8 protein-coding genes are annotated in these 12,052 nt (G+C 70.8%); all 8 read right to left on the bottom strand.

What is annotated here, in order from left to right; translation table 11 throughout:
* Positions 1 to 2: 2 nt before the first annotated feature.
* A complete protein-coding gene (locus tag EV382_RS14705) occupies positions 3 to 833 on the bottom strand; it encodes an ABC transporter permease (protein WP_244236694.1) in 831 nt (276 codons plus the stop codon).
* Positions 830 to 1,963: an ABC transporter ATP-binding protein gene (locus EV382_RS14700; protein ID WP_130402371.1), complete on the bottom strand. Its 1,134-nt coding sequence runs from the start codon at positions 1,961 to 1,963 to the stop codon at positions 830 to 832. Before EV382_RS14700 ends, EV382_RS14705 begins: the two co-directional genes overlap by 4 nt.
* 48 nt (positions 1,964 to 2,011) lie before the next feature.
* Entirely contained in the window at positions 2,012 to 3,001 is a 990-nt protein-coding gene (locus EV382_RS14695; RefSeq protein ID WP_244236693.1) for an extracellular catalytic domain type 1 short-chain-length polyhydroxyalkanoate depolymerase, read from the bottom strand.
* Between the two features lie 148 nt (positions 3,002 to 3,149).
* Entirely contained in the window at positions 3,150 to 4,970 is a 1,821-nt protein-coding gene (locus EV382_RS14690; protein ID WP_244236692.1) for a hypothetical protein, read from the bottom strand.
* Positions 4,971 to 5,025: 55 nt separating this feature from the next.
* Positions 5,026 to 5,988: a sulfotransferase gene (locus EV382_RS14685; protein WP_130402365.1), complete on the bottom strand. Its 963-nt coding sequence runs from the start codon at positions 5,986 to 5,988 to the stop codon at positions 5,026 to 5,028.
* 26 nt (positions 5,989 to 6,014) lie between these two features.
* Positions 6,015 to 6,860 carry an alpha/beta fold hydrolase gene (locus tag EV382_RS14680; protein WP_130402363.1) on the bottom strand — a complete coding sequence of 282 codons (846 nt, stop codon included), beginning with the start codon at positions 6,858 to 6,860 and terminating at the stop codon, positions 6,015 to 6,017.
* Complete coding sequence (locus EV382_RS14675; protein ID WP_130402361.1) at positions 6,857 to 7,168, bottom strand: acyl carrier protein; 312 nt, start codon at positions 7,166 to 7,168, stop codon at positions 6,857 to 6,859. Before EV382_RS14675 ends, EV382_RS14680 begins: the two co-directional genes overlap by 4 nt.
* A gap of 38 nt (positions 7,169 to 7,206) precedes the next feature.
* Positions 7,207 to 11,997 carry a type I polyketide synthase gene (locus tag EV382_RS14670; protein WP_130402359.1) on the bottom strand — a complete coding sequence of 1,597 codons (4,791 nt, stop codon included), beginning with the start codon at positions 11,995 to 11,997 and terminating at the stop codon, positions 7,207 to 7,209.
* Positions 11,998 to 12,052 lie beyond the last annotated feature (55 nt).

The raw sequence follows: 12,052 nt of genomic DNA, 5'->3' as shown, positions 1-12,052 counted from the left end.
GTTCACTGGACGGCACGTCGACTGAAACTTCGGACGCTGGTGACCGTGACCAGTGCGGCAACCCCGCTCAGGACCAGCAGACAGACCCAGGCCGGCAGGTGCGCGACGCCGGGCAACATGGCCCCGCGCACGCCCTCGGAGACGTAGGTCATCGGGTTGAGGGCGGTGACCGTCTGGAACCACGGCATCGAGGAGAGTCGCGGCCACGGGTAGTGGATGCAACCGGTCCAGATGATCGGGGTCACGACCAGCGAGAACGTGATGTTGATCCGTTGGATGGGCAGGATCATCGCCAGCGTCATGCCGATGCCGCCGCCGATCCATCCGCCGAGCAGGATCGTCAGCAGGACCATCGGTAACCGTCCGGGCTCCCACGGGGCCGAGCCGACCATCAGTGCGCCCAGTGGGTAGATGAGGGCTGCGGCGACGAGCCCGCGCAGCATCGCGACCACGAGCTTGCCGACCGCTACCAGGTTCGTCGACAGCGGGGCGAGCAGCCGGTCTTCGATCTCCCGGGTGAAGCCGAACTCCTTGACCAGTGGCAGCGCGACGCTCTGTAGCGCGGTGGTGAGCGCGGCGAGCGCGACGATGCCGGGCAGGAACAGGTCAGCGAAGTTCCGGGCGACGACGCCCTGCCCGCCGAGCACCTTGACGAAGACGAAGAGCATGAACAGCGGGGTGAGGCCGACCTGGACCAGGATGACCCAGAGTTCGTTGGCGGTGACCAACAGGTCCCGGCGCAGAATGGCCAGGAACGCCTGGTGGGCGCTGGGTCGCGCAGGTGCCGCCGTGGGGCTCATTGCGGCAACCGGCGGGGCGTCGAGGTCGGTCACCGTGGGTCCCTTCCGGTCAGTCCGATGAAGACGTCTTCGAGGTTCGGCTCGGCGATGTGTACATCGGTGAGGGTCGCCGAGCGTGTGGTCAGGACGGTGAGTGCCGGCCCGAGCACGGTGGCCGGATCGGCGGCGAGATGCAGCCGGATCCGGACGCGCGTGCGCCCGCCCGGGTCGGGGGCGAGCGTGGCGACGCCCCGCTCCCGGGCCAGCGCGGCCAGTGCGGCGGGCGTGCCCGCGCCGAACCCCGAGCCGCCGCCGAGGTCGAGGCCGGAACGGAGCTTGGCGGCTGCGGCGCCGGGCGGCGGCGGGGCGGCGAGCCGTTCACCCTTGCGTACGCCGGAGACATCAGAGAGCGCACCCAGCAACTCGTCCGGTTCGTCGAGCGCGGCCGGGGTGACCGTCAGGTCGAGGATCGATCGTCCGGCGAGCCCTCTGACCAGGTTGCCCGGCGTGTCCGCGGTGAGCAGCCGACCGTGGTCGACGATGCCGACCCGGTCGACCAGAGCGGCGGCCGCGTTCATCTGGTGAGTGGTCAGGACGACCGTCACACCGCGCCCGCGCATCTCGCGGATCCGGCTCCAGATCAGCCGGCGGGACTGCGGGTCCAGAGCGTTGGTGGGCTCGTCGAGGAAGAGCACCGCTGGTTCGTGGATCAGCGCGCGGGCGATCATCAGCCGTTGCACCATGCCGCCCGAGTACGCCTCGATCCGCTTGTCCGCCCGGTCCTTCAGGCCGAAACGGTCCAGGAGCGCATCGGCCCGCGCGTTTCGTGCGGCGCGGCCGACGCCGTGGTACGCGGCGTGGTACAGCAGGTTCTGTCGTGGCGTCAGCGACCGGTCCAGATTGTTGTGCTGGGGTACGACGGCCAGCTGGGCACGGGCTGCGACCGGGTCGCCGACCACGTCGATCCCGCCGACGAACGCCCGGCCCCCGGACGCGCGCAGCCGGGTGGTGAGGACGCCGATGGTGGTCGACTTGCCGGCGCCGTTGGGTCCCAGCAGCCCGAAGATCTCGCCGGGGGCCACCGTGAAGGACAGCCCGTCCACGGCTGCGCTCGTGCTCCCGGGATAGCGTTTGACGAGGTCGGCGACCTCGACCGCAGCCGGGCTGCCACCACTGTTGGGCATCTGCTGCTCCCTCTCGTGAGCTGTCGGATGAATGGCCGCCGGTGCGGGTCAGCCGCCGGTTCGGGGGTGTGCGTCGAAGAAGCGCCAGATGGTCTCGGTCGCGTCCATCGCGGTCGCGGGTGGATCCAGGCCGAGCAGGCGTTGCGCCTGCGGTCCGGGGCCGGCGGCACCGGGCCACTGGTGGCCGGCGTCGTCGACGGTGACCAACTCGACCGCCCGTCCCCCGGGACAGGTGGCGACCGAGGTCCTGACCGGGCCCGAGGCGGTCGTCGCCGGCGCCCCGCATCCGTCGGTGGTACGCCATTGGCCGAGCAGGTCGGGGATGGGCGGGCCGTCGATCTTGACCGGATTGCGCCCGGTCCCGTCGTTGTCCCGCTTACCCGGGCCACCCTTCAACGGCACTGTCTGGTCCGCCATGCCGTGAATGTGGATCACGGAGATCGGTGCCGGGGACGAGCACGGGCCGAGTTGGGTCGCCGCCACCGGCCCGATCGCGGCGAACAGCGTCGTGTCGCACGCCAGGCGGTATGCGAGCATCCCGCCGTTGGAGATCCCGGTGGCGTAGATCCGGGTGCGGTCCACCGGAAGTTGGTCGGCCACGGTGGCCACCAGTTGCTGGATGAAGGCCACGTCGTGCACGCCGTCCCGCGCCGGTGGGCCGCAGCAGTCCGGGCTGACCGCCCAGGAGCGGCTCAACCCGTCCGGGTACGCGACGACAAAGCCCTCCCGGTCGGCCCGGGCGTTCCAGCCGTAGGAGGCCTCCGCCTGGCTGCCGGTGCCGAGCGCGCCGTGCAGCATGACCACGAGCGGCGCCGGGGTCGACCCGGCGAGGGTGGTCGGCCGGTAGAGGCGGAAGCGGCGCTCCTGCCCGTCGACCACGAGGGTGTGCGTCGAGGAGCCGGTGGGCACGGTGGACACCGGTTTGACCTCGTGCTGCTCCGGGTCGTCCCGGAACAGCCCACAGCCGGCCAGCAGGGTGAGCGCTCCGACGAGCGACAGGACCGTGAGCAGGTGTCGCCGCCGACGGTACGGTCCCACGCTTCGTGTCCAAGAAATACCAATTCCAACCATAATTATACCCTGGCATGCCAATGTTCAGGATTTGTAAGGATCTGCATCGATTCTTGTTTGGGTGTGCATGGCTCCGCTCGTTCCCGCGACGTGGCGCCCGAGCGGAGCCGACCGGCTAACAGCGCTGCACACTGAGCCGGATCAGTTCCCAGCCGCCCTCGGGAACGTCGTCGTCGGGGTCGGTACGCAGGTTCATCGGATTGGCCATGCCCAGGTAGAGGGTCGATCCGTCGGCGATCATGTTGCGGATCCCGTAGTTCAGGTAGTTGCCGAGCCCACTGTTGTCCACCACCGTGGCCGGCCTGCTGGTCGAGTCGAAGACGAACAGGTCCCCGCCGTAGACCGGTGCCGGCGGGGGGTCGTCGGCCAACACCGAGGCGTCGCCGAACTCGACCGCGGCCGCGCCGGTGACACCCAACAGCCGGGCGGTGTCCTGGCCCAGGTCCTTGGAGATGTAGCTCCAGTCCATGGTGCCCACGTAGAGCTTCCCGTCGGCCACCGCCATCTTCCAGGTGTAGTTGTTGTACGGGTTGCCCATGCCCGACGTGCCGTACAACGGGGTGTATCCGGTCGAGGCGGCGGCCCAGAGGCCCGTCCCGCCGTTGCCCTGCGGGTCGTAGGCGGGCAACTGGGCTGCGCCGTACAGCAGGTCCACCCGCTGGTGGCGGTCGCCGAAGCTCTTACCTCGGAAGATGCTGATCGCCCGCTGCGTGCCGCGTACCGAGGCCCGCAGCGCGGCCTCGTTCGCCGGTGGGTAGGTCGCGATGTGCACCGTGGTCGCCTTCATCGGCACGTGCATCGTGCCCCAGTAGAGGTAGCCGTTGTAGGAGGCGAGCCCACCCAGGGCGTAGGTGCGGGCGACGACCGGATCGGGCTCGTACCCGTCGACCGACCAGACCTGGGTCCAGTTGTCGGCGTCGGCCGGCGTGAGGCCGCGTTCCCCCTGCGACAGCTTCGGGCTCATCCAGACCCCGGCGACCCCGGACAGCGGCTCGTCGGTCGTGCCGGGCACGGCCGCTGCCAGGGCGTCGTCATCGGAACCCGTCCAGGTCGTCACGAAGATTCGCCCGTCGTGCACGGTGAGGTCCGCCGCCTGGGCCGGCAGGTTCGCGACCTCGACGAAACTGAACGGGTTGCTCCGGGAACCGGTCCAGCGCAGCACGTGCCCCCGGTTGCCGCCGTTCGCGCCCACCCCGACACCCGCGTAGAGCGCGCCGTCGGCCACCACGAAGTGGCGGATGTTGCCGTACGCCGGCAGGTTGACCGAGCCGAGGAAGGCGCCGGTGCCGGTGTCGAAGGCGAACAGGTTGATGCTCTCGCCCAGGGCGGGTCCGCCCAGGAACGCGACCCCCTGATGGGTGCCGGCGGCCCGGATTCCGGCGGTCGTACTCAGCCGGTTGGCGTCGGTGGTGGAGGCGCCCTTCACCGCTTCGGTCTTCTCCGTCAACCGCCCCGAACGTTTGTCGTACGTGTACAACCGGGGCGGGCGATGGTCGCCCAGGGTGGCGGGCAGAGTCGGGTTGCGTTTCGCGATCTGGCTCTCCCCGTACTCGCACACCCAGTCGTCGTTCACGTTCGGTGTCGTGTTGCGCAGGTTGCGCCCGCTGGTCAAGCAGTTGACGTTCGCTCCGGTGCCGAACCACAGGCTCTGCGCGGTCTGGGTCATGCCCCACAGGTAGGACTGGTTCACCTTCGACTGGCCGGTAGCGCACGGCGGGCCGGGTGGATAGGCCACACCGACACCGGCGAAGCACTCGTCCGGGGTGCCCTTCCCAATCAGCGTCCGCTCGTATCTCGGCTGATGTCCGGCCGTACCCGGCGCATCCGTCCCGATCGGGGTGGCGGCGGCTGACGCCGGCGCCGCGAGTACGGACAGCAGTCCCAGCGCGGCGGCCGCGGCGAGCGGTCGCCGGCCCGACATCCGGAGTGGTTTCACCAATGGTTCCTCTCGTTCGACGGAGTCCTGACGGTCGGTGGGGCACGATTGCGGGTCAGGCCGCGGCGACCTCGCGGGACCGAGCGGGACTGACCACCCGTCCGGCGACCCGCCGTGCCCAGTCCTCCCAGTCCTCGAACTCCAGGAACCGGGCCAGCAGACCGAGCTGCCCGACCGGGTCGGCGACCAGGTCCTCGTAGCTCATCCGGTGCAGGTGTCGCGGAGGCAGGTCGGTGAGCGCCTGCTCGGCCTGGCTGGTCAGGAACGCGCTCAGACCGAGATAGCGGCGCAGGTCCTGGCCCCGATCCCGGAGCAGGTCGGCGGTGAGCCGGTCCGGCAGGTACCGCTTGAGGTCCTCGGGCACCGACTGGCCGGGCTCGATCCGGAACGGATCCAGCCCGCACCGGCCGAGGAACTCCACCCGCAGCTGGATCAGCTGGAACGACGAGTGCTGGCTCATCGAGCGGGCGGTCGCCTCCCGGTCGCGGGTCAGATACACCACCTTCGCCTCGGGAAATGCCCGCAACAGGTACGGAGCGACGTGGCTGGACCCGCCGGAACGCTCGACCCAGCGCCGCTTGCCGGTCACCGAGGCCAGCAGGTCGAGGAACATCCGGTGGTGGTCGCAAACCGACTGCGTCGGGAAGTCCGGCACCCGCTCGGCGAGCTGGTCGAAGAGGCGGTCCGGGTCGGGGGTCAGCTTCGACAGGGTGATGGCGAGGATTCGCGGCAGCTCGGTCATCCGGTCGGCCCACCTGCCGGTCGTGGGATAGCGCACCTCCTTCGGCGGCAATGCGATCCGGAAGAGAGTGGTGAGTTCCGCCTTGGGGCTGCTCAGCACCGCCCAGTACGCGGCCCCGGTAAGTACCTCGGAACTGCGCGCCCAGGGTGCGACGCACATGAAGAACTCCTGCGCCGAGAGAGTCTCGGGCTGCTCCGCGATCAGGTCCGAGAGCAGCGTCGAGCCGCACCGGCCGTTGCTGATGATGATCGACCTGCCGGTGACCGGGGTGTCCATCCGAGGACCTCCTGCACGTGGGGTTGTCACGGGGCGGTGGCCACCTTGGCCACCTCGACGGAGCACTCCTCGCGGAGCCAGGCCAGGACGAGCCGGCGGACCGCCTCCGGCCGGTCGACCAGGACTGTGTGTTTCTCGCCGGGTAGGACCACGGTCCGCGTCTGCGGTAGCAGCCGGACCACGGCCGGTGCCAGCTCGACCACCGCGGAGTTCGCGCCGTAGACGCAGAGCACCGGTACGCCGATCGCGCTGATCTGCGCGAAACTGGGCAGGACGCTGGCCGGTAGGTCCCGGGCCAGCGTGGTCGTCACGAGCATCTCGCCGGTTGCTCTGGCCCGCCGGGCCACCCGTTCCCCCCGACCGGCGCTGATCTGCGCCAGCGCCTCCGGCCGGGGCAGGAGGTTCGCGGCCCGATCCAGCCGGCGCGCGACCCGGGCCATCCACGCCGGGGTCGGCGGCGAGGATTCGATCGCCGCGACGGAGGCGACCCGGTCGGGGTAGCGGGCCGCGTAGGCGAATGCGATCGTGCCACCGAACGAGTTGCCGAGCAGGTGCACCGGACCGGTGACGTCGAGTGTGGTCAGCATCGCCGACAGGTCGTCGACGAAGTCGTCGAGGGCGTAGCCGGTGGGTGGCCGCTCGCTGTGGCCGTGCCCCCGCAGGTCATACATCAGCACCCGCAGCCCGGCGTCGGCCAAGGGTTTGGCCAGCGTGAAATACCAGCTCGCGAGGCTGTCGGAGGCCATGCCGTGGATCATCACGAGGGTGGCCGGCGGCGCACTCCGGCCAGCGCCGACCTCGCCCGGCTCTGCGGCCGGTGGTTCAAGGTGTTCGACGTGCACGTCGATCCCGTTGGCCCGGATCGTCGTCACGAGTGGACCGCCTCGACGACCGTGGGGCTCGCGTCGAGGGAGCGTGCGATGTGCTCGACCAGTTGCCCGACCCGCAGCTCGCCCACGGTCTCCAGATCCAGTTTGGCGACGAAGTGCGCGAAGTTGACGGTGTTGCCGTACCGGGCCTGCAGCCGGCCGGCGAGGGAGACGACGTCGATGCTCTCCATGCCGAGGTCGTCGCGGAAGGTGGTGTCCATGGTGATGGGTTCATCGGCGGCGAAGTCACCGAGGACCGCGTGGATGATCTCGGTGAGCTCGGCGAGGATGTCGGCGTGCGAGGCGGCCATGGGAGGTACTCCTTCGACTGGTCGGGAGTGGATGCCGGTCACGGCTGATCGGTCCCGGTCCGCGGGCCCCAGGTCCAGGCCACCACGTACCGTCGGGGCGGTAGGTCTTCGGGGTTTCCGACCTCGCGGTGCTCGACCGGGTAGCTCCGGCCACCGACGTGGACGGTCAGCACCGTGTCCGTGGCGCTTGTCACGACGAACCGGCGCGGACGCCCGTCGAGTCCGGTCCCCTCCGCCTTGCCGACGGCCTCCTTGGCGGCCCAGAACCGGGTGAACCAGTGCCGCCGTTCCTCGGCGTCGCCACCGAGCGAGTCCAGCAGGGCGGTCTCCCCGTCGGTCAGGGCGAAGCGCAGGGTGCTCTCCGGATGGTCGGTGATCTCGGCGACGTCGATGCCGACGCCAGGCGCGTCGGGTGGCGACGCCGGCCCGCGGGGTTTCGCGATCGCGACGCCGATCTCCGCGCAGTGCGCCAGCGAGACATCGCACTCGCGCATGTCACGGCCCGGACGTCCGTGCACCCGGGGTCGCCCGTCCGGATCGTTGCCGACCGTCAGCTCGATGGGGTAGATGTCCCGGTGCCCGTCCTCCCACAACCGGAACCGGACGGCGTCCTTCACGGCGATCCGGCCCAACAGCCACTGCTTGCGGGACCGCGCGGGCTGCCGTTCATAGTCCGCGTACGCGGCCGAGCCCAGGATGCCGCGGGCGGCCATGCCCTGGGTGACCAGGTCGGTCCAGCAGTCGAAGGCCATCGTCCAGCCCTCGGGTTGGATCAGCGACATCGGATGCCGCTCGGGGAACCGTTCCGCCGGCCGGGCCTGCGGATGGCTGTCGAAGCGCCGGTCCACCGCGCCCTCGATCTGTGCCCACACCCGGCCGTCGACCACCAGTTGGGTGTCCGCGACGAGTTGTGCGTCGTCGATCGAGCGCACCCGGGCGACACACTCCAGGTCCGTACCGGGTGCCGGCGGGGGACCGAAGTAGCGGATGTGGCCCAGGCCCACGGGCAACGCGACGGTACGGAACGGCTGTGTGGTGATGAGCCAGTTGCCGATCAGCTGTAGCGCGTTGTCCAGCAGGGCGCCCGGCGGCACGGGTGCGGTGACCACCCCCCGTACGTGCATGTCACCGAGGGCGTGTACGGCGGTGATGCCCTGGAACTGAGGGCCGTGGAACATCAGCCGCTCGGCGTACATCTCCTCGGCGCTGATCCGTGGCGGCCGCTCGGTCGCGGGATCGTGCCGCCACACCTCGGGCGGGTCCGCCGGATAGTCCGCGGCGAGTTGCACGGTCGACCGGGCGTACGGGCCGAAGGTGACCGAGAACAGGCCGTCACCGCTCGGCTTCACCGCGATCTCGACGTCCTGACCGGGCTCGGCTATCAGCCAACGGTTGAACCGGGCGTCGCGTACGCCCACCGCCCGCATGCCCGGCATGGCCTGCTCCGCCGCGTCGACCATGTGCTGGACCAGGGTGGTGGCCGGCACCACCGGCCACCGGTCCTCCATCTTCGGCCAGTCCGGTGGCTGGACGAAGAAGCAGTGATCCCTCAGGTACGGCATGTTCTCGACGGAGACCCGCAACGTGATCCGCCGAACCGTACCCGGGTCGCCGTTGCTCGCGCTGCCGCTGACCGCCTTGCCGGTGGCGACCCCGTTGGCCGGAGGAACGCCGTTGCCGATGGTAGGGCCCGCGGGGGCGGCGGTTCGGGAGGATCCGGCAGGCTGGGCGACCGGGGGTTGTCCGACATCCGGGCGCGGCGCTACCGGCGGAGCCGGTCGGGCGGCCGCGTCCAGAACGTTCACCGCGTCCCGAGCCGTGTCCTGCAACAGCGCGGCGAGTTCCGCGGCCGCGCTGGACCGCCCGGTCAACCTGTGCAGGGCGGCAAGCGCCGCCGCCGGGTTGACGCCGGTACCCGCCGGCTCCGGCTGGCGACCCGCCCCAACCGTCGGCGAGGCGCCGATCGGAACGGCCGCACCGTGATTCGGCGGACCTGCGGATAGGTGGCTCGGCGGGGTGCCGCCCGCTGACACGCCGAGCAGACCGGCGGCGCCCGCCCCGAGCCGGACCAGTGGGCCACCGAGGTCCAGCGGAATCGACGGGCCACGGCGTACCGGCTTCGCGGGTGCCTTCGCCAACGGTGGATCGAGCGCGGTCAGGTTCGGGCTGCCGCCCTCCACCCAGATCGCGGTGGCGACCCGGCGGAGCTGGTCCAGCCCGCTGCGGTGCTTCACGTTGACCGGCATCGCGAGATGCTCGCGCCCGCGCAGGTTGTCGCTGATCAGCGAGGCGAGCTGTCCCGCACCGACCTGGAGGAAGACCCGTATCCCGGCGTCGTACATCGCCGCCACGGTCTGACGGAACCAGACCGGCTCCATCATGTGCCTGACGAACAGGGCATTGACCTGCGCCTCGTCGGCGGGGAACGGTGCCGCCAGGGTCGCCGACCAGACCGGTATCCGGGTCGGGTGTACCTCCCACCGGCGCAGCGCCGCGCCGATCGACTGCAGGCCGTCGACGAACACGGGAGTGTGGAAGGCCGACCGGAACGGCAGCTTCTGACACAGCACGTTCTCCGTACGCAGGGCCTCTACGAGCCGGTCCACCTGGGGTTCGGGGCCGTTCACCACCGACTGCGCCGGGGCGTTGTCGTGCGAGAGAAGAACACCCGGAAAGTCACCGAGCATCGGGGTGACCCGGTCCGCGCCAGCTCCCACGGCGGCGAAGACGTATCCGGACACCTCGACCGAGTCGGCGTGGAACAGTTCCAGGAATTCGTCCATCGCCGCCGTGCTGATCTGCCCACTGGTCGCCGCGGCGGTCCACTCGCCAATGCTGTGTCCGGCGACCGCGTCCGGTTGCACGCCGATGTGGTGCAGCGCCTTGTCGAGGAGTTTGCCGACCTCGATCAGCCCGGCGCCGTGCCGGCCCAGGTCCGAGGCGGACCACTGCCGATCCGGCAGTCCGAGGTGCGCGGCGATGTCTGCGGTACGGGGCGCGAACTCCGCCTCCAGGCCGGGGAAGACGAAGGCGAGGCGCCCGGTGCCGGAGGCCAACAGCGGCGACGGGCTGAACCAGATGTCCCGTCCGCCCCGCCATGCCTGACCGCGGGCCACCGTCTTGCGGGCGACGGCCAGCAGCTTGTCGGTCGGGTTGACGATGCCGAGTCGGCACGTTTCGGCCCCGTTGGCGGGCCGGTTGCTCCGGGCCCGTTCGACGCCGAGGGTCCGCACCTCGTGGTCGTCGCGGGACAGCAGGCTCGCCAAGCGGACGGGGTCCGGCGCGGCGAGCCAGAGCACCTGGTCCGGCTCGGCCACCGCAACCGTCGAGCTGGCCACGGTCGAGCCCGCGCCTCCTCCGACATCCGCTCCACCCGCCGCCATCGGCCCGCTGGTCGGCCGGTTCCGTACACCGGCGGGCTCGGGCGCCTGCTCGATGATGACGTGTGCGTTGATGCCGCCGAAGCCGAAGGCGTTCACCCCGGCGCGACGCGGCCCGTCGCTCTCCCACGGGCGGGCGGTGGCGATCGGGGCGAACCGGGTCGCGGCCATCTCCGAGCGTGGATCGTCGCAGTGCAGCGTGGGCGGCAAAACCCCCCGGTGCACCGCGAGCGTGGCCTTGATCAGACCGGCGATGCCGGCGGCCGGCATGGTGTGCCCGATCATCGACTTGACCGATCCGATCACCGGGCGTGGCCCGTCGCCCGATCGCGGTCCGAAGACCTCGGCCACCGAGACCAGTTCGGCTGCGTCGCCGGTGGGTGTGCCGGTGCCGTGCGCCTCCAGCAACCCCAGTGCGTCCGGCGCGGTCGGGTCCAGCCCTGCCGATTCCCACGCCCGCCGGATGGCCAGCACCTGTCCGGAGGAGGCCGGGTTGAACATGCTCGCCGAGCGGCCGTCGCTGGACATCCCGCTGCCCCGGATGACGGCGTACACCCGGTCGCCGTCCCGGACCGCGTCGGACCACCGCTTGAGGACGACCACACCGGTGCCCTCGCCGATCAGCAAGCCGTCGGACTCCCGGTGGAACGGCCGGCTCTCGCCGCGCCTGGACAGCGCCCGCAACTGGTTGAACACCGACCAGAAGCTGATGTCGTGAACGTGGTGCACACCACCGGCCAGGACGGCGTCCAACCGTCCGCTGGTCAGCTCGGTGATCGCCTGGTCGACCGCGATCAGCGACGAGGCGCAGGCCGCGTCCAGGGTGTACGCCGGACCGCGCAGGTTGAGCCGGTTGGCCACCCGGGACGCGGCCAGGTTCGGCACCAGACCGATCGTCCCCTCCGGCTGGTACGGGCCGAGCCGCTCGTCGAACTTCTCGCGTACCAGGTCGAGCCGGCTCTGGTCCAGCTCCGGAATCAGCTCCCGCAGCACCTGGATGACCTGGCTCGACATCCGCACCCGTTGGGCGTAGCGGGCCTGAGCCGGACTGAGGATGCCGCCCCGCCCGAGGATCACACCGACCCGGTCGCCGCCGGGCAGTCGGTCCGCGCCGCCGGCGTCGTCGATCGCGGCGGCGGCCACGTTCAGGGCGATGAGCTGGTCCGGTTCGATATCCGCCACCGAGGCGGGCATGATGCCGAACCGCAGCGGCTCGAAGGTCGCGAACTCGTCGACGAACCCGCCGCGCCGGCAGTACATCCGGTCCGGCCGGTGGGCCTGCTCCGGGTCGTAGAACTCCTCGTCCCACCGGTGCGCCGGCACGTCGGTGATCGCGTCCACCCCGTCGACCAGATTGCGCCAGTAGCTCTCCAGGTTGCCGGCGCCGGGCATCACCGCCGCCATCCCGACGATCGCGATCGGGTCGCTCCGATCGGTACTCGTGTTCATCTTCGACCTCTCGCTCCACCGTCGATGGGCGTACCGGGTGTACGGCGCGGGTGCC

The sequence above is a fragment of the Micromonospora violae genome (assembly GCF_004217135.1).
Classification (GTDB): Bacteria; Actinomycetota; Actinomycetes; order Mycobacteriales; family Micromonosporaceae; genus Micromonospora; species Micromonospora violae.
This window is presented reverse-complemented; position numbering and strand designations above follow the sequence as displayed.

What these genes read in the sequence shown, in the direction of transcription:
- EV382_RS14685 (WP_130402365.1), bottom strand. Translation starts at nt 5,988, where the DNA reads ATGGACACCCCGGTCACCGGCAGGTCGATCATCATCAGCAACGGCCGG.
- EV382_RS14670 (WP_130402359.1), bottom strand. Translation starts at nt 11,997, where the DNA reads ATGAACACGAGTACCGATCGGAGCGACCCGATCGCGATCGTCGGGATG.
- EV382_RS14700 (WP_130402371.1), bottom strand. Translation starts at nt 1,963, where the DNA reads ATGCCCAACAGTGGTGGCAGCCCGGCTGCGGTCGAGGTCGCCGACCTC.
- EV382_RS14675 (WP_130402361.1), bottom strand. Translation starts at nt 7,168, where the DNA reads ATGGCCGCCTCGCACGCCGACATCCTCGCCGAGCTCACCGAGATCATC.